The organism is Anaerospora sp. (assembly GCF_032013335.1).
GTDB lineage: Bacteria > Bacillota > Negativicutes > Sporomusales > DSM-15969 > Anaerospora.
Genome location: NZ_DALZUO010000009.1, coordinates 1 through 23,452, shown reverse-complemented (window position 1 = coordinate 23,452; position 23,452 = coordinate 1). Strand labels below are relative to the sequence as shown.

The window sequence follows — 23,452 nt, the reverse complement described above, 5'->3', positions numbered from 1 at the left end:
GGAAGATGAAAACGAATAAGCTCTGTTAAAGGAGAATGGACATGAACTTAGAATCGCAAAAATCCTGGCTGTTACAGGCTTTTGTATTAGTAGCCGCTCTTGGAGGGGCGCTGCTGGTTGGTGCTGTCTTCATTTTACTTGCTAATGCGAATCCGCTGGAAAGCTATGGTGTTATGCTCAGTGGTCCTTTTTCCAGCAACTTCGGCTTCTCGGAAACATTAGTCCGCACTACTCCGCTGCTCTTAGTTGGCCTTGGTATTATTATTTCTTTTCGCAGTGGTATCTTGAACATCGGTGGCGAAGGGCAGATCCTCATGGGGGCCGTGACGGCTGCTGCAATTGCTTTGGCATGTCCCGAGCTGCCTGCTGTCCTGTTACTGCCGGTTGTTTTGCTTGGCGGAGCAGCAGCAGGCGGCTTGTGGGGTGGTTTGGCAGGCTGGTTAAAAGCGCGGTTGGCTGTGAACGAAATTTTGAGCACGGTAATGCTGAATCAGATTGCCGCACAAATGTACCTGTTTTTGATAAGGCTCTTTTTGCTTGATCCTCAGGAAGTTGCCTTTGGTACAGGTGTACCCCAGACAGCTCTGGTTACTAACACCATTTGGCTGGACCGGCTCATTCCGGGAACCCGGCTCCATACCGGCTTTTTGCTGGCGGTCATCCTGGCCGTATTGGTATATTTTTTCTTATGGCGTACGACAATCGGCTTTCGCATGCGGGCGGTAGGACAGGGACCTGAAGCTGCCCGGTATGCCGGTATCAATGTGGAGAAATATCTGGTCCTGGCGATGACACTGGGCGGTGCCTTTGCCGGCTTGGCTGGGGCAGTGGAGGTAGTGGGCGTTCACCACAGGGCACTAGAGGATATCTCTGCCGGCTACGGTTTTACCGGTATTGTGGCAGCTCTGTTTGGCCGTCTCCATCCACTCGGAATTGTTCCTGCCTCGGTGCTGTTCGGTGCACTTATCCTCGGTGCAGATATGATGCAGCGGGCTGTGCATGTGCCTTCCTCAATTGTACTCGTCATTCAGGGGTTGGTTATTTTATTTGTTGTTTCTGCTGATTTGATTCTTCGTAAACCTCAATTGTTGGCAAGGCTGCAATTCTGGTCGTCAAAAATGACTGCAGGGGAGGGCAAATGCCGTGGATAATTTAGTAGGCCAAAGTATTTTTCTAGGTATTCTCGCAACCGGCATTCGCCTGGCTACTCCTTACCTGCTGGCAGCTTTGGGAGAAATGTTTACACAGCGTTCAGGGATTTATAATCTGGGCTTGGAAGGCGTAATGCTGATGGGCGCCTTTTCCGGATTCTATGTCAGTCTTACCACAGGCAACCCGTACCTCGGATTAGCAGCAGGTATTGTAGTTGGCGGTCTCATGGGAGTGATCATGGGCGTTGTCAGTATTACATTAAAAGCGGAACAGGGTATCAGCGGTATTGGACTGTACATGTTTGGCTGGGGCCTGTCGGGGTTGTTTTTCCGTTTGTATGTGGGCGGCATTACCACTATTGAAGGGCTGAAGCCGGTTAAAATCCCATTGCTCTCAGATATTCCTGTGATTGGCAGTACGCTGTTTGAGCATAATATCGTCGTTTATTTGGCATTTTTGCTTGTCCCCGTATGTTGGCTGGTTCTATATAAAACTAGCTGGGGCTTGAAGGTGCGGGCTGTTGGCACTACTCCGCAAGCAGCCGATACGTTAGGTGTCAGCGTCGACGGGATACGGTACCAATGCCTGATTCTGGGCAGCATGATGGGGGGGCTGGCAGGAGCAGCATTGACGATTGGCAATACGCACATGTTTGCCGATAACATTATTGCCGGACGCGGTTTTATCGCAGTTGCTCTCGTATATTTCGGGCGCTGGAGTCCATGGGGAATCCTTGCCGGATCACTGCTGTTCAGTATGGCTGACTCAGTGCAGTTATGGGTACAGGTTATCGGTATCAATTTTCCTTATGAGCTAGCAGTTATTTTACCTTATGTAGTTACTATTATTGCGCTGGCTATGACCTTTGGACGTATCTGGGCCCCTGCTGCACTTGGCAGGCCCTTTGAAAGAGGCGCCCGGGGATAGTATATAGGTTGATAAAAGTAGAGGGGGAAATAAAATGAAACGCATGGTAAAATTCACGAAATTGATGTTGGTTTTTCTTGTAGCACTTTCCTTATTTGTAACTGGTTGTGGCTCTAAGCCGAATGCACCTGCCGCTGAGGCTCCTAAAGCGAAAAAACTAAAAGTAGCATTGGTTATTCCCAGCACGGTTGATGACTTAGCCTGGTCCCAATCTATGTATGAAGTGTTGAAAAAGAATGACAAAATTGAGCTAGCTGTCAGTGAGCGCATGGGTAAACCGGTCGACGCCAGCGCTGCTATCCGCCAATATGCTACACAGGGCTATGATATTATTTTTGCTCATGGTGCTCAATACTACGGTATTTTAAAAGAAATTGCTCCTGAGTTTCCTAAAATTACATTTGCCTATGGTACAGGCGCTCAAGTAGGTCCCAATATTATTGCCTATGATCCTCAAGCACAGGAAGGTGCTTATCTGCTAGGTCTGCTGGCAGGTAAGATGACGAAATCGAAAACAGTTGGTATTGTTGGCCCTGTAGAAGCTGGCGATGCTATCAAGTACAACAGAGGTTTTCAGCAAGGGGTAGCAGCTGCTAGTTCCGATGTTAAGCTGCGTATAGCTTATACAGGTTCATTTGGCGACTTGGTGAAAGCCGGTGAAATAGCCAAAACTCACATGGATGCCGGTGCTGACGTATTAACCGGATCTTCACAGCAAGTACCGGGAGCAATCAAAGCTGCTGCTGACAAAGCAGGCACTTACTGGATGTCTACTGATATGGATCAGAGCACTATAGCACCAGATACCGTACTTGCTGCACAGGTATACAATTGGGAAAAAATTATCAATAAAATGATTGAATTACGCAATCAAGGTACAGTTGGTGGACAACATTTAACCTTATCCTTTGCAGATGGAACACTGGACCTTAAATATAATCCTAAATTGGCTGATAAAATACCGCAGGACGTAAAAGATGCGGTAGAAAAAGCGAAAAAAGAGTTAGCCAGCGGTGCGCTGAAAATTGATGTATCGAAATAAAATAGGTTGAAATACCGGGAGAGGTGATTACAATGACTCAACAAATCGAATATTTGGAAATGAGGGGTATCACCAAGCGATTTCCCGGTGTGCTCAGTAATGATAATGTAAGTATTCAAATTAAATCTGGGGAAATCTTAGCATTGCTCGGTGAAAATGGAGCCGGAAAAACAACACTGATGAATACACTCTATGGGCTCTATCAACCAGACGGCGGCGAAATATGCATAAATGGACAGCCGGTGAAGATCGAATCACCGCGCCAGGCAATTGAACTGGGAATTGGTATGGTACATCAGCATTTTATGCTGGTCCCTACCTTGACAGTCAGTGAGAATATTGCACTCGGCTTGCCTTCGGGCAAAGGGCCATTCCTGGACTTAAAAACAGTAGCTGCCAAAATACGCGACATATCGGCAGCCTATGGCCTCAGTGTCAACCCCGATGCTTATGTATGGCAGCTTAGTGTTGGCGAACAGCAGCGGGTGGAAATTATCAAAGCACTATACCGTGGTGCCCGTCTGCTCATACTGGATGAACCAACAGCGGTCCTGACGCCGCAAGAAGCGGAAGAATTGGTTGCTTTGCTGCGTAATATGGCTAATCAAGGCCGTGCCGTTATTATTATTAGTCACAAATTAAGCGAGGTAATGGCAATCAGTGATAACGTCACCGTTCTGCGGGACGGCAAACTGGTTGCTACCGTGAAGACCAGTTCAACGAATCCGAAAGAGCTTGCCCAGATGATGGTAGGCCGTGAAATGAAGGTCTTACAGCGGGACGCTTTGTCGGGCTGCGGGGATACGCTGCTGTCTATTAAAGACCTGGAAGTGGCTGGTGACAAAGGTACACCGGCATTAAAAGGGATTTCATTAACAGTGGCAGCTGGTGAAATAGTAGGAATTGCCGGAGTTTCCGGGAATGGACAGAAAGAGCTTGCTGAAGCAATTGGCGGTTTGCGTAAGGTGGAAAAAGGTAATATATCCTTGTGCAACCGTGATATTACTAATCTGGCACCTCGTAAGATGATTGAGCAAGGCTTAGGCTATATCCCGGAAGACCGTTTGCATGTTGGTACGATTGGTGCTTTCTCTATCTGGGAAAACTTAATTTTAAAAGATCATCATTGTTCGCCTTTTTCCCAGTTTTGCTTTTTAAAAAATAAGACGATTCAGACACGCAGTGCTGAGCTTGTAAAAGCATATGGTGTAAAAACGCCGCACTTGAATACACCTACAGGGCGGCTGTCAGGCGGAAATATTCAACGATTAATCTTAGCCCGGGAAATTACCAGAGCACCAAAAGTGCTGATTGCCGCCTATCCAACTCGCGGATTGGATATCGGTGCTACCGAATATGTTCACTCCATGCTGCTTAAGGCCCGTGAGCAGGGCATGGGTGTTGTGGTCATTTCCGAAGACCTTGAAGAAATTCAGAAACTCAGTGATCGGGTAGCCGTGTTTTATGATGGACATATAATGGATATCTTGCCCGCTGAACAAGCCAATGAACAGAGGCTGGGCATGTTGATGGCAGGCATGCAGGAACAAGCAGTTTAATGTAAGCAAATAGCGAAAAGAGAATTCCTTAAAAAAGGAGTTCTCTTTTTTTATGCCTATTGGCTAATGTCACGATCGTTGAGCCTTAAAAGTGTGTCAGTGGAACGTCCCCATGACACGTGGAAAAGGGGACTGTCCCCTTTTTGGAAAACTATCGGGCGATGAATGGTTTGCTTTGTTGAAAAATAGTTTTTTCTGTTTCCCTTTTTAATTAAAACTAAATAATCATTTGCGAAACTAACTATGACTAACTAAATAGTTTTTTAGGAGGAATAGCAAATGAGTGTTAATTCAAGTGCTTTACTGTCAACTACAAGTTCAACAAGTTCCAGTACATCCAGCAGTTCCACCACCGGCAGCACCAGCCTGGATTTTGAGTCCTTTCTGGAACTTTTGGCGGCAGAGCTCAAGTATCAGGATCCTACCGATCCCGTTAGTGCCACAGAATATGTGACTCAAATGACACAAATCAGCTCACTGTCACAGTTGTCCAGTATTTATACAACAGTCAATAATGTTACGGCCTACAGCATGATTGGCAAAGAAGCAACCTATACAACAACCGATTCATCAGGCAATAGCTATACCGGCTCCGGTACTGTTAAGTCTGTAACAGTATCTGGCAGCAATACGTATGTCAATGTTGGCGGTACAACGGTATTGCTTAGCTCCATCAACCAAGTAAGCAGCGCGGACAATACGACTACCGCTTAGCTGGACCCCATAGGGGAGGCTGAGACTATTTCTGAATGACTGATGAAATAGTAACCATAAAAAGATAGCAGGAGGGTGCTTTCTCTATGATGACCGCATTTTTTTCCGGTGTTTCCGGTCTTAAGGCCCAACAAACAAGTCTGGATGTAATTGGTAATAATATTTCAAATGTCAGTACGACTGGCTACAAATCACAGCGCGTCAGTTTCAGTGATTTACTCAGTCAGACAATTAGCGGTGCGTCTTCCTCAACGGCAACCAAAGGAGGAACCAATGCCAAACAGATTGGCCTCGGTGTCAGCGTTGGCAGCATTGATACACTGATGACGGTAGGCAGTACCCAATCTACGGGAGTTGCCACTGACGTATCCATTAGCGGCGACGGATTTTTTATTGTCTCCGGCGGCTCCAGCGGGGAGTATCAATTTACCAGAGCAGGTAATTTTGATGTCGATGAGGATGGAAATCTGACGGTTGGCGGTTATAAGGTTTGCGGCTGGGAAGAGTATACGATAGATGCAGACGGCAACTATGTGTTCAACAGCGACAAGGCTGTAGAGTCAATTAACTTATATTCTGATTCTTATAATGGCAATAAAAAGATTCTTGCAGCTCAAGGCACTACCGCAGCCACCTTTGCCGGAAATCTTGATCCGTCAAAAAGTGTCGTATCAGGTGCTACGCTCTATAATATTGGCGATACATCCAATCTTACCTTTGATCAGACATCTACCATCACGGTTTATGATGCACAAGGCAATAACTACGATATAGCTGTTAACTGGAAAAAATGTGCAATTGATTCTTCTACGAATCAAACCAGCTGGTACTGGGAAGCAAGCTCGACTGACGGCATGTCAATCAGCCCTGCCAGCGGTTATATTGTATTAAATGCCGATGGTACAGTTGCAGAAAACAATTCTACTGCTATTGGTACCAATACAATACCGGCAGCTTCAACAATTGATACTACTGCAACGAATACTACAGGCTATGCCAATAGTAATATTGCAGCCAGCACGGGTTTAACGGCAGGAACTTATACGGTTACTGTAGCGGCTGCAGCCAGCGGCACTGCCGACAGCTATGATATTATGCTGACCGCTGCAGACGGTACTACCTATACGGTGACCGATTCGACTGATGGCGCAGCAACTTTTACCACTGCAGCGGGAACGGTTACACTGTCCGCACCTGCAACTCTTACCGAGGGTTCAACTACTTTCAATTATACTGCTGAGTCGACAAACTCCTATACGAAGGATACGACTCCAACTCTGACTCTGACGCCAACCAATGGAAGCGTAGCTGCCTTTGATGTGAACATGGACTTCTCTGACCTCCTTTCCTATACCAGCAGTACTACCAGTAAAGTAACCGGTACTCCCAATGGTTATGAATCAGGAGAATTACAAAGCGTCAGCATTTCTTCCGACGGAACAATTGTCGGCACATACAGTAATGGGCAGTCTCAGGCCCTAGCTAAAATTGCCCTTGCAACTTTTACGAATCCGGAAGGTCTCGAAAAAGTCGGCAGCAACCTATATGCAGTTAGCGCTAATTCCGGTAATTATACGACAGTTGTTGCCGGCAGCGGCGGATCGGGGTCACTCAGTGCAGGAACGCTGGAAATGTCCAACGTGGATCTGGCAGAACAGTTCAGCAACATGATGATCAGCCAACGGGCGTATCAGGCTAACAGCAAGGTTATTTCCACCGCTGATGAGATGCTGCAGTCACTCATTAACATGGTAGGTTGATGATGGGATCGACTTTTAGTACTTATAATATAGCCTACTCAGGTATGTATACCAACCAGGCGTCTTTGGCGGCGACCAGCAACAATCTGAGCAATGTCAGTACAACCGGTGCCTCCCGGACACGGGTAGCGGCGGCGGAGCAGACAGTTGTCACCGGACAAACCTCTACCGGGACTGGGGTCAATGTACAATCAATTACCCGGGCGAGGGACCAATTGCTGGATAGTACGTACCGGACGCAAAATTCTGATGCCAACTACTGGGCTGTAAAAAGCGGCAATCTCGAGTATATGCAGGAAATACTGAGTGAATTTGAGTCCGATGACGGTACTGTCGACACGGGATTGCAGCAAACAATTGAGGATTTTTTTAACTCCTGGGAGGAGTTGTCGAAAGATCCCAGTTCCCAAAGCAACCGTCAGGCGGTTACAGAAGCTGCCAGCTCACTCCTTAGTGCATTGTCTACAATTGATAGTCAGCTGCAACAATTACAGGTAGATGCCTTAGCGGGAGTAGAGGATGGTGTAGACAGTCTCAATTCCATGGCTGGACAGGTTGCGGAACTTAACAGGCAAATCAGTGTGGCTGAGGCAGGCGGTGGCGAGGCGAGCTATCTCAGGGATCAGCGTGATAACTTGCTTGATCAGATGTCTGCTCTTGCTGGAATCAGCACTGTTGAATCGAATGGCGTTCTACAGGTAACGCTGGGTGGTGTGACACTGGTAAACGGTACCACCGCTCATGCATTGACAGTACAAGGGGATGGATCTACAGAGCACCCGTTATCTATTAAATGGGATAATAGCTTTGACTGCACTAGTTCCATTACCAGCGGCAGCATTAAAGCCTATTTAGAGGACGCCGATCAGACGGGCTACTCGGTAATTGATACGTCGACCGATTACAATTTTACCACTACTGCCGCCAGCTCAATCAGTAATCTGCGCCAGGGTTTGAATGACCTGATTACCAGCATTGCTGCTGAAATTAATGCTTTGCATACTTCCGGAACAGATCTTAATGGCGACCAGGGACTTGATTTCTTTACCGTGATTGATACTTCTAAGTCGCTTAGTATTACTAATATCCAGGTTAACCCTGAATTAGATGATCCTGACAAACTTGTTACTTCAGCGAGTGGTTCCAGTGGTGATAACAGCATTGCTCAGGCGATAAGCGATTTGAGTACGAAGCAGCTTTATCAATTTGATGGCTTGTCTTTGGACATTACTAATTTTTATGCCGCTTTGACCTCCTGGATAGGGACGGCTGGTGATAATGCCGCCAGCTGTTACTCAACACAGGCTGCGCTGGTAACCCAGGTAGACACACAGCGGCAGGCAATTTCCGGTATATCCACCGACGAGGAAATGTCTAATCTGATTATGTATCAGAATGCTTATGCCGCTAGTGCCCGTGTTCTAAGCACCATAGACGGGCTCATTGCCGGTTTGATTGAAGATTTAGGATAATAGAGGAGGGATCTGCGTGGCCTCAACCTTCATGGGAATTAGCATTGCCAATCGCGGCCTGGCTGCCAGCCAGGCTGGCCTGGCGGTGACAACTAATAATATGAGCAATGTTAACACTACCGGTTACTCCCGTCAGGTAGTTTCGCAGACCGCTGTCGGTCCTGCAGCCGTTTATAGCAGCAGCTATGTTGGCTCGGGTGTATCGGTTGACTCAATTGACCGGGTGCGAAGCTTCCGCCTGGATCAAAAATATTGGCAGGAAAATAGCTCTTTAGGTGGCTGGGAAGTTAAGTCTAATTACCTTCAGGAAGTGGAAACGGTTATAAATGGTACGGATGCTGACGGCTTTAGTGCAACAATGGAAGAGTTCTATGCAGCTCTAGAGGATTTAGCCTCAGACCCCAGCAGCACTTCAGCCCGGTCCGTCGTCCTGGAAACAGGCAACTCCATTTGCGCCTATCTTAACGATACAGCCGAGCGGCTGAACCAGCTGAGGACTGATCTCAACAGTGATGTCAAAACGGCTGTAGAGCAGATTAATTCCTATTCAAAGCAGATTGCGGACTTAAATCAGCAAATTACAGTTGCCGCCTCGTCCGGTGCATCTACCAATGAATTGGAAGATGCACGGGACGCGCTCCTCGATAAGCTGTCCTCGCTGGTGGATATGGAAGTAACACAGAATAATGTCGGTACAAGTGCCGACGGTACAACCCTTACGACTCTTACTATTACCGTTAACGGAGAAACTTTAGTTAATGGCAATAAAGCTAAGCAGCTCGAATGCTATACAATTGCAGACGGCAGTACGCAAAATGGATTATATGGCATTCGCTGGGAGGACACAGGTAAAGAGTTTGATCCTGGTGATACCGGCCAAGTCAAAGCTTACCTGGATTTACGGGATGGAACGGGTACTGGGTCGGACTATAAGGGAATCCCTTACTATGCCAGCCAGTTGGATGAGTATGCCCGGACTTTTGCAAAAGCCTTTAATGAAGGCATCTACAAAGACGGTACTGCCAGCGAATATAGCGGACATGCAGGCGGCGTGGGACTGGACGATTCCACCGGTATCCGGTTTTTTTCCTATGACGGCCTTTCCACGGAAGAACTAATGGCAAGCGGCTCTTCTACTGAGGCAGTATATCAGCATATAACAGCATCGAATATTTCCCTGTCAAAGGATGTAGCGGCTGATGTTAATAAAATAGCAGCAGCTTCTGCCAGTGGGCAATCCGGAAATAATGAAGTGATCAGTGATTTGATCAGTATTTGTCAGGATACAAAGATGTTCAGCAGTGGTTCACCGGAGGATTTTTATAATTCAATTGTCTCTACTCTTGGAACGGCCAGTTCTTATGCGCAGCGCCAATATAAGCTGCAGACTTCGATTACCGATTATATTGACAATAGCCGCTCCTCCGTATCGGGCGTTTCTAGCGATGAAGAGACAGTCAATTTGACGAAATATCAATCGGCCTATGAAGCGTCGGCGCAGGTCATCTCCGTATGGGACGATATCTATAAAACCACCATTAATATGGTATCATCTGATTAGCAAGGAGGCTTTCTGATGCGAATTACCAATAATATGATGGCAGCAAATACCATCAAAAATATTAATAATGCTGCCAAAAGATTGAATGAGGCTAATGAGCGGATGTCTTCCCAGCAAAAGATTCAATTGGCATCCGATGATCCGGTCATAGCAACAAGAGCAATTAAATACCGTAATTATGTAGCGACGGTTGAACAATATCAAAAGAATGTGGATGATGTTACATCCTGGCAGGGTATAACGAATGCTGCGTTAAGCGATCTGGACGAGGTTATTCAGCAAGCCCGGGAATTGACAGTAAAAGCATCGAACGGAACTCTGTCAGATTCTGATCTAGCCAATATCAAGACAGAAATGGAAGAACTGCAGAAGCAGGCTGTTCAGATCATGAATTCAACGTATGCCGGGCGCTATGTTTTTGGCGGTTTTGATACCGATGAAGCGCCCTATAAGCTGGAGTCTACCGATATTGGCGATATAGTGACTTACAAGGGGCAATATACCGGCACTGTTGTAGCATCTGATACGGATGATGCCGACATTGCCAGCTTTTACTCGGCCAATACAGACAATTTCTATGAAGATAATGCAGAGCAATCTATTCAATATAATATTGGGTTCAATGCCAAGGTTACGGTAAATGTAGAAGGGCAGGATGTTGTTGGTGCTACTACAGGCAATAATCTTTTTGATACCTTTGCCAAACTTTTGACTGCATTAGATGGAGAATCAAGCTATAAGACGATTGATCCCTCTACCGGAACGGTAACTGCGACTTCTCTCAGCAATATCAATGATCTGCTTGATAATTTGGATGAAAACCATAACCAGATATTAACTGCTCAGGCAGCGCTGGGAGCTAAAATGAACTATGTAACCAGGGTAGCTGACCGCCTGAGCACCGACTATTCTACTTACACTACACTTATGAGTAACAATGAGGACATCGATACAGCTGAGGCCAGTATTGATGTTTCTACAGCCGAATACGTTTATCAAGCCTCTTTATCGGTAGGTGCAAAAGTTATCACTAAATCACTGATTGATTATATTGCCTGAGAGAAGAATTAAAAGGAGGGATGCGATATGTCTACCAGCAGCAGCGTAACATCAACGACTGTTAACGGAACAACAAGAATTACCGGACTGGCCTCGGGATTAGATGTAGATTCTATTGTTACACAACTAATGAGTGCCGAAAAAACAAAACTGAATAAACTGCAGCAGAAGCAGCAGCTTGCTGAATGGCGCCAAGAGTCATACCGGACAATTATTACGGCTGCCCAGGAGTTTACCAGCAAATATTTCAATACCACTTCATCGAGCAGCTTACTGAGCGCAAATACATTTATAAAATATTCCGTAACCAGCAGCAGCAGTGCAATATCGGCCTCTTCCAGCAGTTCTGCTTCGGCGGGGAATCATACGGTACAAGTAAGCCGGCTTGCTACAGCTGCTACTCTGACGAGCAGCAGCAGCCTATCTAAGGACGTACAGGGCTCGGCAGCTGTTGATTACAGCAGCCTTAGCGGCAAGAGTATTACACTGGCAGTGGATGGGACTAGCAGAACGGTATCACTCAGTAATGTTACAGACGCCGATTCTTTGCAGACTGCTATCGATGAATCAGTTGGCACAGGAAAGCTGACAGTCGGTACAACCACTGATGGTTACCTAAGTATTACAGCTGCAGCTAACAGCGGTGTGCAAAAAATAACCATCAGTGCTCCCAGTTCAGGGACCAGCGGATTAACCAGCCTGGGCTTCGGCAGTGGGGCAACCCTTTCCAACCGGGTGACGACAACAAGCACGCTGGGAACGATTTTTGGTGATGATGCTTTCAATAGTGATGGGCAGATTGAACTTACCATTAACGGAACATCCTTTACTTTTGATAAAAGCGACACACTCAGCGCTATGATGAGTGAAATTAACAGCAGCAGTAAAGCCGGAGCAACGATGAAATACGATGAGCTCAGCGGCAAGCTGACGCTCACTGCCAACGAGACGGGGGCAGGGAATACGCTGGTTGTTACAGAAGGCGACGGCAGCAGTTTTCTCAGCAGTTTTTTGAATACTGTAACTGCAGGTGTCGATGCTCAGGTTACCATTGACGGGCAGGCATTGACCCGCAGCTCCAATAAAGTTACAGTAGACGGTGTAACCTATTCATTTAGTCAAACTACAGATGAGACTGCTACTGTAAGCTTAGCTCAGGACACAGAGGCTATTTATGCTACTATCAGCAGCTTTGTGGAAGATTATAATGCGCTTATTAGTTCGATTCATTCTGCCTTGGATGAGACCTATGATTCGGATTATCCGCCGCTGACTGACGATCAAAAAGAAGACATGACGGATGAAGAAATTGAAAAATGGGAAACCAAGGCAAAAGTTGGACTATTGGCAAATGATTCGTCATTGAAGAGTATGTTAAGCAGCTTACGGAGTTCTTTAATCGACTCTGTTCCCGGACAGTCAATGACTATTTTCACTATTGGAATTTCGACAGGCACTTATGATGAGCAAGGCAAACTGTATATTGACGAAACAAAGCTTAAGGCAGCTATTGAGAGTGAACCGGAAGGGGTAAGCAATCTTTTTACGCAGCAATCTACCAGTTATGCCGGTACTACGTCTGTACGGTCACTAAATAACAGCCAGCTGAGTACGCGATATAAAGAAGAAGGGATTGCTTATCGTTTCTATGATATATTGCAAACTAACATATCTACCATTCGTGATAATAACGGAAATAAGGGCTTGCTGCTGGAAAAAGCGGGAACGGAGAATGATGCCTCTGAAACCAGTAATACGCTAAGTACATTGATTGATAAATACCAGGAAGAGATTGATAAAGAACAGGATCGGCTGGATGCTAAGCAGGACAGCCTATACACAAAATACAGTGCGTTAGAGACGTATATTAATAAAATGAATACGCAATTGTCAGCCTTATCTTCCTATCTTTCTGACAGTACCAGCTAAGGACTGAATAACATCGCCTCAGGGAGTGACTAAAGTGGAGAATAACGAGACAATTGATGACTGCCTGCTGAAAAAAATGACGTTGCTCGGCAAAATTGCCGCTAATATTAATACCCAGAGCCGCTTTATCCAACGAAAAGAAATAAAGGGGCTCAGCCGGGTAGCAGGTGAATGGGAAGATCTGATCAATGAACTCAAACGAATAGATCATGAATTGGCGGGAAAGCTTGCCGGGGTAAAGCGCTCTCGTCTATTGCCGGCAATTCAGGTTATTGATGAAAAGCAAAAAAAGATACTGAATCATGGCTATCAGGTTTTGCGGGAAGCAATGACCGAGCGCTCCCGCATTGCAGCTGAATTGGCTACCAACAAGCAAATGAAGCAGCTGCGCAAAGGCTATGTTGATCACTGGAGCACGGCATTTCAGGGAAGCCGTTTTAATGAAAAAGGATGATGAAAACAGATGATTGCCTCTTCCGATACAGGAAGAGGCAATCATCTGTTTTCTGTCAGTTAAAATAGAAAACGGAGAAGCACTAGTGTGCTGTCTCCGTTTTTAGTCCTATTTATTTAAGCAAGCTCAATACTTGCTGCGGTTGTTGGTTAGCCTGAGCCAGCATTGCTGTTGCAGCCTGCGTCATAACGCTTAGCTTTGTATAAGTGGCCATTTCGGAAGCCATGTCAACATCGCGGATGCGGGACTCGGCAGCTGTCAGGTTTTCGCTGGAAGTGGTCAGGTTATTGATGGTGTGATCCAGACGGTTCTCAATAGCACCGAGCTTGGAGCGCATAGTTGTTACGGTAGCGGTAGCCGTGTCAATAACGCCTAGAGCGACATTTGCAGCATCCTGAGTATCAACCTGAAGATTGTTGACTCCCAGTGATTCGGCATCCATGTTGTCAATAGCAATGGTGATGCTTTGTCCGGTATTAGCGCCAATCAAAATAGTGGAAGATTTATCGCTGCCCGTATTTTTAGCAGCTTGAGTTTGAGTGAAGTCTGATAAAGCGTTGGTTGCTGCAGTGACAGAATCGCCATCTGAGTCAGTAACGGTAATTGTTAAACCGTAAACAGAATTAGCTGTCCCGGTTGCAGCTGCAGTAGCAGTCAAAGCACCGGAAGTGGCAACCGTGAGACCCAGATCGTCTGCGGCAGTCTTGGTGGCTCCAGTAGTAGCATTTCCATCCTTATCAAATGTGTCAATATCTTCTAAATCAGCCAGTGTAGTAGTAGCAGTAACATCCAGGCTGCCTGTGATGAGAGCGCCATCTTTCATATAGCTGATTGTGACGGTATCTCCCGCTTTTATGCCAAGAGAGTTGCCGTCTGCATCGGTCAAATCCGTTAGCAATGCAGTAGTATCAGTGAGTGCAGCTCCAGCGGTAGTTTTGACGGCGGTATTGGAATCAATACTTGCCTGCTGAGTTGTTTTGCCGCTCATGGAGCCGTCTAAGAGCTTTTTCGTGTTAAATTCAGTAGTATCGGCAATCCGGTTAATTTCTTTTACTAAAGCGTCTACTTCATCCTGAATGTTGGCACGGTCGGCATCGGTATTAGTATCGCTGGCTGATTGAACAGCTAGCTCGCGCATACGCTGCAGGATATCAGTGGTTTCCGACAAAGCACCTTCGGCTGTCTGCACCATGGATATGGAATCCTGAGCATTGGCATTTGCCTGATCAAGGCCACGGATTTGTCCGCGCATTTTTTCTGAGATAGCCAGTCCTGCGGCGTCATCGGCTGCAGTATTGATCTGATAGCCCGATGAAATCTTTTGCAGCGATTTGTTCATAAGCGAGCTGTTTGAGTTGAGTTGATTGTACGTGTTTAAAGCGGAAAGATTGTGATTAATTACCATTGCCATTATAAATTCCTCCTTGATTTTCCCGCGCCTGTACCTTCCTTGTTAGACAGGCGCTAATAAATTAATTCTTTGGACCCAGGATAACGGTTAAGTGTACAGCCTGTCCCTCCTTTATCACTGTTCTATCCTTAATTTCGAATGCAAATATTAAGGATTTGTTTAGTAATTGTCATGATGTGAAAAAAATTAAAAAGTTTTTCAGAATCAAATTCAAATACAATGTAAATTTGTAACAATATATGTACAATCAATTATTGTGCGTAAAAGTAGCACGACTGAAAAGAACGTTATGGAGGTAGAATGAAATGTTGTGACAAAAAAAACTAAAATTTGCATAAAACTAAATAAAATATTAATAATTATTTGCGAAAATAGAAGTAGATGATCCAAGGACGGGTAAACTTTCACAAGGCTGTGTAGTAATTGAAGGTGTCAGGTATGAAATTGCTACTAGTAGATGATGAGAAAAATTTGACAGAGGCATTATCGTATTTATTGAAAAGAAACGGTTTTGTCGTAGACGTTGCAAGTGATGGCGAAGCAGGTATTGAGATGGCCTGTACGGGAAGTTATGACATTATTATTTTGGATCGCATGCTGCCTGGTCAGGATGGGTTGTCTATTCTGCGGGAATTTCGCAGCTTGGGCCATGATACTCCGGTGATGATATTAACGGCTAAGGATACTCCTGAGGATCGTGCAGAAGGGTTAAATGCGGGAGCCGATGATTACTTGGTTAAACCCTTTTTTACAGTAGAACTGCTGGCTCGCTTGCATGCATTAGCCCGCCGTCGCGGTAAGGTTATGGTGGAAAACATTTTAACTGCCGATGACCTTGTATTTGATCCCCAGCGTGGCCAAGTTACAAAAAGTGAGGAAACAATCCAATTAACCCTGAAAGAATCGCAACTACTAGAGCTGTTAATACGCAACCACGGTTTGGTTGTTACGAAAGAGCGGATACTGGAAAAGGTATGGGGATATAATTCTGATACAGAGGAAAATACAATTAACATATATATTCATTACCTGCGGAAAAAGTTAAATATATCTAATCTGAAAACAGTACGGGGAGTCGGCTATTACTTGCAGAAACAAAGTATTGCAAGAACAGCCAATTAGTAATAAATAAAAAAACAGTTCTGTCACACTTGTGACAGAACTGTTTTTTTAGCCATTTGAATATTAAGGGATCTTCTGGATGAGCTTTAAAAAAGCTGTGGCAGCTTCATCCAGGCTTTGTAAATCATTTTCATCCAAATAGGCCAGTTTTGAATTTAAAACATCAAGTTTGGTCAATTTGTCTTTTTCGAGTAAATCCAGGCCTGATGGAGTTAGCCTTATTCGGATTATTCTCCTGTCAACAGTGTCATACTCGCGCTGCACAAAGTTCTCTTTTACCAATTTATCAATAATAGGTGTGACCTGTTGTTTTGGCATAAGCATTTCGCCGGCAAGAGCCGACATTGTACAGGCACCATGTTCTTTTAATAAAAGCAGGGCGTGCATTTGCATCGGACTGAGACCTGTTTTGGACTGCTGTGCTACAGTTCGAAAAAAACGTTTTTCCAGTAGAGGGATTAAATGAAATAATGTTTCCGCAGTTTTTAAATCATGCAAGACCAAAGCCCCCTATGTATTTCTAGAAGAATAGATGGATTGTTGACTTCGTAATAAAAATGTAACAATCTACAACTATAATAGTAAGCATTATATGGTAATTCAGCAAGAGGAAAGTGCAGAGATAATGTGCCCAAAAAATAGAAACAAATGTATATGGGAAATTTACGTAGGAATGCTAACTGGCTTAGCAGCTATTTGCTATCAATATTTACTTCGAGAGGTTTTTTTCTCAAATGAGAAGAATAGTATTGTTAACGACATTGTTAACGGGAGGATGTTCATGCGCAAAAACTGGGATACTTATTTTCTGGATATTGCTTTTCAGGTTGCCGAGCGCAGCACCTGTCTCAGGCGTCATGTAGGTGCAGTTATTGTCAAAGATAAGCGGATAAAAGGGACCGGATACAATGGAAGTCCGGCAGGGTTGCCCCATTGTATCGATGACGGCTGCGAGATGCAGGATGGCCATTGTATTCGATGTATTCACGCCGAACCGAATGCGCTGCTAGAATGTACTCCCGACGAGCGCCGGGGAGCAACCTTATACTGTACCGATCGCCCCTGCCCGGAATGCCAGAAGCTCATCATTACTTCCGGTATATCCAAAATAGTATATGGGCGGGATTATGAACCTCATGTGGACTGGTTTAAGCTATCTCCCTGGATTGAGGTCGTGCATCTGCCAAGGAATGAACCACTGAATCATGGGGACAGGTAAAAAGAGGACTTGTCCTCTTTTTTTTATTTAATTAGCTGGAGTAAATAAAGAAAATAGTTTATTAGCATCAATAATACTTGGCTTTTGTAATAAAAAATGTATAATATAATATTATACACGTATACATATGTACTTTAGAACGAAACAACTATGCAATAAAGTGGAAAGGCGTGAGATTATGAAAGTTGTTATTACTGTTGTCGGTCAGGATCGAGTAGGGATTATTGCTACTGTCAGCGCCGTATTAGCCGAGAATCAAATTAATATCGTTAATATTAACCAAAACATTGTTGATGGTTTTTTTAACATGGTCTTAATTGCTGATATGACCAGCGCTAAGGTTCAATTAAAAGATTTGCAGCAAATCCTGCAGCAAAAGGGTGAAGAATTAGGGTTACAGATTAAAGCCCAGCATGAAGATATTTTCCGTATTATGCACAGGATTTAAAACGATAGGAGGCAGGACATGCTAACAATACAAGATATTCTGGAAACTAACCGGATGATCGAAGAAAATAAACTCGATGTGCGGACAATTACGCTGGGGATTAGCTTGCGCGATTGTGCCCATCCTGATGTTACGATATTTTGCCGCAATGTATATGATAAGATTACCCGGGCAGCCCAGAATTTGGTGCGTGTAGGGGAAGATATTGAAGCGGAATACGGTATTCCGATTATTAATAAGCGTATTTCTGTCACTCCTATTGCTATAGCGGCTGAAAGCTGTCTTACCGATAGCTACGTTCCGGTAGCAGAGGCACTGGACCGGGCGGCAAAAGCGGTAGGCGTCAATTTTATCGGTGGTTTCAGTGCCCTCGTTGATAAAGGCTATACAAAAGGGGATCGCATTTTGCTGCAGTCTATTCCGGAAGCGTTAGCTTTAACAGAGCGAGTATGCAGCTCAGTAAGTGTAGGTTCGACTAAAGCCGGTATTAATATGGATGCTGTTAAAGAAATGGGGATTCTTATTAAACGGACTGCTGAACTGACGAAAGACCGTGATGCACTAGGCTGTGCCAAGCTGGTGGTCTTTGCCAACGCAGTAGAGGATAATCCGTTTATGGCCGGTGCCTTCCATGGAGTTACCGAGCCGGAAATGAATATTAATGTCGGAGTCAGCGGCCCCGGTGTCGTCAAGCGTGCACTGGAAGAGGTACGGGGCGCCCAATTCGACGTTGTAGCGGAAACAATAAAAAAGACAGCTTTTAAAATTACCCGTGTAGGGCAATTGGTTGCTCAGGAGGCTGCCAGCCGGCTGGGAGTTCCTTTTGGTATTGTTGACTTGTCATTAGCACCTACACCAGCAGTTGGAGATAGCGTGGCTTATATTTTAGAAGAAATGGGTCTGGAAAGCTGTGGTGCACCGGGTACAACTGCTGCACTTGCGCTTCTAAATGATGCTGTTAAGAAGGGTGGACTCATGGCTTCTTCTCATGTGGGCGGGTTAAGTGGTGCTTTTATTCCGGTTAGCGAAGATGCCGGCATGATTGCGGCTGTAGAGCGAGGCAGTCTGACTTTAGAAAAGCTGGAAGCGATGACTTGCGTTTGCTCAGTAGGGTTGGATATGATAGTTGTTCCTGGTGATACGCCTGAGACAACCATTTCAGCAATTATTGCCGATGAAGCTGCGATCGGTATGATCAATAATAAAACAACAGCAGTGCGCATTATTCCCGTACCGGGTAAAACGGTAGGTGACCGGGTTGAGTTTGGCGGACTTTTAGGCCATAGTCCCGTCTTGGCAGTTAATCGCTTCGGTTCAACTGATTTTATTGCTCGCGGCGGCCGTATACCCGCACCTGTTCGCAGTCTGACCAACTAGAATTGCATTTTTTTCTGAATGCATGCTGCGTTTAGAAATTAAAAGGTCTGCCTCAATGGTGTTAGAACCACTGAGGCAGACCTTTTTGCTTACAACAAAACTAATTATTTTCTATGATTGTTATAAAAATTTCAACTAATTGCGGATCAAATTGAGAACCGGAACAATGTCGTATTTCTGCTATTGCTTCCTGGCAGGTCATGGCTTGCCGGTAAGGACGGTCATTCGTCATAGCATCATAGGCATCGGCAATACCGAGTATACGGCAGGCAAGGGGAATATCATCAGCAGCCAGACCTAAGGGATACCCTTGGCCGTCCCAACGTTCGTGGTGCTTTAAAATCCAGTCAGCAATGGGAGTAAGATCCGGTGAGGACTGAGCAATGCGATAGCCTATCTCGGAATGGCGCTGCATAATGGTGTATTCTTCGGTTGTCAGTTTGCCAGATTTAAACAGAATATGGTCAGGCACCCCAACCTTGCCAATATCATGGAAGCGGGCAAGCAGGCGCAAATCCGAGATCGTACTGGCCGTTAAGCCTAATGAGTCTCCCATGTCGGCAACAATATCCTGCAGGCGGTCAGCATGGCCATCAGTGATAAAATCACGGGCTTCCATTGCTGTTGCGAGTGTTTGAACAATTGCGCTGCGATTACTTTGGCTGTGATGCAGCTTTTCGCGATACATGTTATTATCGGCTTCTTTAAATACAGCATTCATAGGCACAGCGGGATCTGATTTAATTGCCATACCAACGGAGATACTGATAGGGATTAGCGGATTTGAGAGACTGTATTCGGTGCTGGCATTACGAATGCGCTGGCAAGCTTGCTCAGTAGTAGCCAAATCGCTTAAAGGCATTAAAATGGCAAATTCGTCACCGCCAATCCGGGCCACAACATCACTTGCCCGGAAACAGCTGCGGATAACATGGGCCGTTGCCTTTAGCAAGGCATCGCCCTGAGAGTGGCCAAGCGTGTCATTTACAAGCTTGAGACCATCTAAATCACATACAATCAAGCCAACTGGGCATTGACGGCAATCTTCCAGGCGAAGCATTTCTTCTTCAAAATAAAGACGGTTGTACAAACCAGTTACCGGGTCATGTAATCCGATATAGCGAAGCTGCTGCTCCATTTGCTTGCGATCAGTAATATCGCGGACAATTGCTAATATGTCACCAGGGAGACAGGAGACAAAGCGCATCTCTCTATACCTTAGTTGATTATCAATCATGATCTCAAATTCAAAGCTTTGATTTTTTTTACTTTGCCACGTTTCTTCCACATAATACAAAATACGGTCAGTAAGCGTTTCCGGTAAGAAATCGCCAATATTTCGTCCAATCAGTAATTCCTCTGCAGGCAGTGCAATTTGAAAATCGCGAGCTGCCTTTAACCAGAGAATAGTACCGGTATGATCAAGTCGGAGAACAAAATCAGGATAGGCTTCAATCAATGCTCGGGTGTGAGATTCGCTGGCTTGCAGGGCCTGCTCAATTTTACGGCGCTCCCATAAGTCTGCCTGCACTGACTGATAGAGACGTGCATGATCAAGAGCAAGTGATGCCAGTTCGGCAAAGCTTTGGAGAAAAGTAAGCTCACTAGTGCTGATTTCCCGGTCTTCCGTATAATTCATACCGAATACGCCAATGATTTTACCATCAGATTTTAGGGGAATGCCAATTGAGGTACGGGCAACATCGAAGTTCGTAAAAGGCAGCCGGTAACTCCACTGATGATAGTTGCGAATAACCAGTGGCTGCTGCGTTTCCCACACTTTTCCTACGATCCCTTCGCCTTTTTTCTGGCGATAGCCCAGTTCACTCATATCAAGACCAATGCGAATCTTTAATTCCATATAGCTTTCATCTGCAGTTAACAAACTGATAAAACCATATTGGGATTTGCCAAAGGCGATAGCCGTACTGACGATGGAAGACAATAAATCTTCCGAGGAGAGGCGGCTCATCAGCGCAAGCGATGTTTTGTGGAGCAAATTGAGGTATTCGTTATGGTGGCGGAGCTGTTCGTCATTTGCCAAAAGCTCATCGCATTGCTGCCTAAGTTCTTCTTCCATAGCGGTAACTTCTTCATAAGCTGCTGTTAACTCTTCATTACTGGATAATAAGTGCTGCTCCTTGTGGATAAGTTTGGCTGTATAGCGGGTAATCAGAAAATACAGCATAACTGCTGTGACTGTAATGAAGATCCAGCCTTTGGCTACCTCTAACCGGTTAAGCATTTGCTTATCGCCAATCAAAGAGTCCAGAATTAAACCAGAAAATAATATCCAAAGACAGCCTATTATTAAATAGGTGAGGCAGATGGTCAAAGCGGGGCGCTGAAAAGAGAATTTCACAAACAAACACCTCCGGACACATCACGGCAGCGGATAATGCGGAAAAAATATGAGTCTGCGCCGATTTTATATAATATTTCGTTACTTCGTTACTATCCTGCATTTTCCTGCAGGATTGGGTATTTATGGACATACTTAACATCTAAAATAGGAGGAATTATTGTGAGTGACACCCGGCAGTTTAATTATTGTCCCTTATGGCCGGAAACGGTAATCTTTTGGGGGGCTGGTGCAACGCGTGCGCTTTTCCTGCGCACTACTGCCGAATTAGGACAAGCTGTCTATCAGCTTGCCAATGACTCCGAATCGCTTGATGCACGTGTGGCCCGCCAGTTTCCTTTTAAAGAGATCGCCGGACCGGTAGGTGACTTGTTTATTGTGCTGAGTGAGCAGGAAGAATGTACGGAGTCCTTGCAGAGACTTTTCCCGAATATGACGGAAAAACAGCGCCGCCTTAGACGTGAGCAGCTGCGCCGTACCTATGACTGGGCAACCTTATGCCGGTTGGTACATGTTTGTCCGGGCCACTCGGCTAAGGATTTCAGACTTCAGGATTTGTTTACTCTGCTTGATATGCATATAGCCAGTCATCATGGTTTTTATGTGGATGATCCTGGTGGAAGCAGCCGCCAATTCGTTCCGCCCGAGTATCTGCTTCCGGCTCGCAGTGCCTTGGTCATGGTGATTGGCCTGCTCCATTATCATGATTATCATCATAATTTAGGGGGCAATACGGCTATTTTTAAACACTATATCGATTTTGCAGGACTTCTTGCCCGGTTAATGCTGGAGGAAGGGCAGCGGCTGGCGCAGCAAAAAGCCTATAATGAACGGGAGTTTTATTTATTTAGCTATGCTGTAATTTCAATGAACTGGGATCCGGTTTTACTATGGCTGCTTTTTAACGCTCACAATCAGGTGAATGATTGTCCGCAAAATGGCGCAACTCCTCTGAAGCTCTTTCAGGATTTCAGCCACTTTATGGGACTTCGCCAGGTTGACGGGCAAACCCCCCGCGTATGGTATCCGCTTAACGAATCAGTTGTACAGCGGTTAAACGATGCGCAAAGTGGTGTTCCCTGCCGCGTGAGGGTGGGAAAGTACTATATGCCTCATGGCTGCTCGGGCTGGCGTGAGTGCCCGAACTGCGGCAAACTGACATTGTATTTGGGCGATGAGTGGCGGTTTGACTCAGTCAGCCTTTACGCACCGCCGCTTATTAAAGCTTTGTCAGAAAACTGGCGGCGGCCCCGTTCGCAGGAAGAGCATACTGCGTATGAACAGGGATGTTTTGATGCTCTTCAGTGTGCTTATTGTGGAGCACTAACAGAATTAAAACATACGCCACTAGTTATGCAAACCGGGTTTAAAGGCCGTAATGCGGCATTTGTAGAAGAAATCCATCACGATATGCGGATTGCTCTGGAGAATGCACAGCACATCGTGCTCATGGGCTATACGCTGCCTTCCGACGATGCTATTTACCGCAGCGTATTGGCAGCGCGGCAGAAGAGAGGTATAACAAAACGTCCCTGCTGCTCGGTAATTGTGGGGCAGCAGGAAGATGCTCCTGATGGATGGCTGGCTGGTCAGCAATTAGCCGATTATATAAAGCAACATAGCGATTCGTCGTTTGCCCGGACAGTTCGGGCAGCTCAGGAAATTTTTTCGCCTGAGCAGGTGAGAGGCTATGCCAGGGGGATTCCACAAGTCTTTCTGGGGGCAGATGGGCAAGCATGCTATGACAAGGTTAGTGAACTTTTGTATCCAGCAGCCCGCTTTCCGGGTCATCAGGTGCAGCGCTGAACAGAAACCAAGGGGGGGCGGCCGCACTATTAACTATTGTTAAATAGTGCGGCCGCCCCCCCTTGGTTTTGCAGATCT

19 protein-coding genes are annotated in these 23,452 nt (G+C 45.6%); 16 read left to right on the top strand and 3 right to left on the bottom strand.

The window, feature by feature from the left end; genetic code table 11:
- The first annotated feature begins 41 nt into the window (after positions 1–41).
- The 11 genes from RTR76_RS09350 to RTR76_RS09300 all read left to right on the top strand — a co-directional run bounded on the left by RTR76_RS09350 (position 42) and on the right by RTR76_RS09300 (position 13,629).
- On the top strand, positions 42–1,151 hold the full coding sequence (locus RTR76_RS09350; RefSeq protein ID WP_312519670.1) for an ABC transporter permease: 1,110 nt from the start codon (positions 42–44) through the stop codon (positions 1,149–1,151).
- Positions 1,144–2,079 (top strand): ABC transporter permease, encoded by a 936-nt coding sequence (locus RTR76_RS09345; RefSeq protein WP_312519667.1) that lies wholly within the window; start codon positions 1,144–1,146, stop codon positions 2,077–2,079. The genes RTR76_RS09350 and RTR76_RS09345 overlap by 8 nt, the downstream gene beginning before the upstream one ends.
- Positions 2,080–2,113: 34 nt before the next feature.
- Positions 2,114–3,121, top strand: a complete 1,008-nt coding sequence (locus RTR76_RS09340) for a BMP family protein (protein WP_312519664.1) — start codon at positions 2,114–2,116, stop codon at positions 3,119–3,121.
- Positions 3,122–3,153: 32 nt separating this feature from the next.
- Positions 3,154–4,680, top strand: coding sequence for an ABC transporter ATP-binding protein (locus RTR76_RS09335; protein ID WP_312519662.1), 1,527 nt, complete (start codon positions 3,154–3,156; stop codon positions 4,678–4,680).
- A gap of 279 nt (positions 4,681–4,959) precedes the next feature.
- Positions 4,960–5,394, top strand: coding sequence for a flagellar hook capping FlgD N-terminal domain-containing protein (locus RTR76_RS09330; protein ID WP_312519658.1), 435 nt, complete (start codon positions 4,960–4,962; stop codon positions 5,392–5,394).
- An 86-nt stretch (positions 5,395–5,480) separates the two neighbouring features.
- Positions 5,481–7,154, top strand: a complete 1,674-nt coding sequence (locus RTR76_RS09325) for a flagellar hook-basal body complex protein (RefSeq protein WP_312519656.1) — start codon at positions 5,481–5,483, stop codon at positions 7,152–7,154.
- Positions 7,154–8,626, top strand: a complete 1,473-nt coding sequence (flgK, locus tag RTR76_RS09320) for a flagellar hook-associated protein FlgK (RefSeq protein ID WP_312519653.1) — start codon at positions 7,154–7,156, stop codon at positions 8,624–8,626. Before RTR76_RS09325 ends, flgK (RTR76_RS09320) begins: the two co-directional genes overlap by 1 nt.
- A 16-nt stretch (positions 8,627–8,642) precedes the next feature.
- Positions 8,643–10,187 (top strand): flagellar hook-associated protein FlgK, encoded by a 1,545-nt coding sequence (flgK, locus tag RTR76_RS09315; protein ID WP_312519650.1) that lies wholly within the window; start codon positions 8,643–8,645, stop codon positions 10,185–10,187.
- Positions 10,188–10,202: 15 nt separating this feature from the next.
- The gene (flgL, locus tag RTR76_RS09310; protein ID WP_312519647.1) at positions 10,203–11,246 is read left to right on the top strand and encodes a flagellar hook-associated protein FlgL; all 1,044 of its coding nucleotides are present in this window, start codon (positions 10,203–10,205) and stop codon (positions 11,244–11,246) included.
- Positions 11,247–11,273: 27 nt separating this feature from the next.
- The gene (fliD, locus tag RTR76_RS09305; RefSeq protein ID WP_312519644.1) at positions 11,274–13,175 is read left to right on the top strand and encodes a flagellar filament capping protein FliD; all 1,902 of its coding nucleotides are present in this window, start codon (positions 11,274–11,276) and stop codon (positions 13,173–13,175) included.
- A gap of 34 nt (positions 13,176–13,209) precedes the next feature.
- Positions 13,210–13,629 (top strand): hypothetical protein, encoded by a 420-nt coding sequence (locus RTR76_RS09300; RefSeq protein ID WP_312519641.1) that lies wholly within the window; start codon positions 13,210–13,212, stop codon positions 13,627–13,629.
- Between the two features lie 112 nt (positions 13,630–13,741).
- Here the strand turns inward: RTR76_RS09300 and RTR76_RS09295 are convergent, their stop codons facing one another.
- Positions 13,742–15,040, bottom strand: coding sequence for a flagellin (locus tag RTR76_RS09295; protein WP_312519638.1), 1,299 nt, complete (start codon positions 15,038–15,040; stop codon positions 13,742–13,744).
- 438 nt (positions 15,041–15,478) lie between these two features.
- Here RTR76_RS09295 and RTR76_RS09290 point away from each other — a divergent pair, with 438 nt between their 5' ends.
- Positions 15,479–16,162: a response regulator transcription factor gene (locus tag RTR76_RS09290; protein WP_312519636.1), complete on the top strand. Its 684-nt coding sequence runs from the start codon at positions 15,479–15,481 to the stop codon at positions 16,160–16,162.
- Positions 16,163–16,225: 63 nt separating this feature from the next.
- On the opposite strand, the gene RTR76_RS09285 is transcribed toward RTR76_RS09290, so the two are convergent.
- Positions 16,226–16,660: a MarR family transcriptional regulator gene (locus RTR76_RS09285; RefSeq protein ID WP_312519633.1), complete on the bottom strand. Its 435-nt coding sequence runs from the start codon at positions 16,658–16,660 to the stop codon at positions 16,226–16,228.
- 283 nt (positions 16,661–16,943) lie between these two features.
- Here RTR76_RS09285 and RTR76_RS09280 point away from each other — a divergent pair, with 283 nt between their 5' ends.
- The 3 genes from RTR76_RS09280 to RTR76_RS09270 all read left to right on the top strand — a co-directional run bounded on the left by RTR76_RS09280 (position 16,944) and on the right by RTR76_RS09270 (position 19,206).
- The gene (locus RTR76_RS09280; protein WP_312519630.1) at positions 16,944–17,381 is read left to right on the top strand and encodes a cytidine/deoxycytidylate deaminase family protein; all 438 of its coding nucleotides are present in this window, start codon (positions 16,944–16,946) and stop codon (positions 17,379–17,381) included.
- Between the two features lie 178 nt (positions 17,382–17,559).
- Entirely contained in the window at positions 17,560–17,829 is a 270-nt protein-coding gene (locus RTR76_RS09275; protein WP_312519626.1) for an ACT domain-containing protein, read from the top strand.
- An 18-nt stretch (positions 17,830–17,847) separates the two neighbouring features.
- On the top strand, positions 17,848–19,206 hold the full coding sequence (locus tag RTR76_RS09270) for a PFL family protein (RefSeq protein WP_312519623.1): 1,359 nt from the start codon (positions 17,848–17,850) through the stop codon (positions 19,204–19,206).
- Between the two features lie 100 nt (positions 19,207–19,306).
- Here RTR76_RS09270 and RTR76_RS09265 read toward each other — a convergent pair whose 3' ends face one another.
- The gene (locus RTR76_RS09265; protein ID WP_312519620.1) at positions 19,307–21,568 is read right to left on the bottom strand and encodes an HD domain-containing phosphohydrolase; all 2,262 of its coding nucleotides are present in this window, start codon (positions 21,566–21,568) and stop codon (positions 19,307–19,309) included.
- Between the two features lie 162 nt (positions 21,569–21,730).
- Here RTR76_RS09265 and RTR76_RS09260 point away from each other — a divergent pair, with 162 nt between their 5' ends.
- Positions 21,731–23,374: a hypothetical protein gene (locus RTR76_RS09260; protein WP_312519617.1), complete on the top strand. Its 1,644-nt coding sequence runs from the start codon at positions 21,731–21,733 to the stop codon at positions 23,372–23,374.
- Positions 23,375–23,452 lie beyond the last annotated feature (78 nt).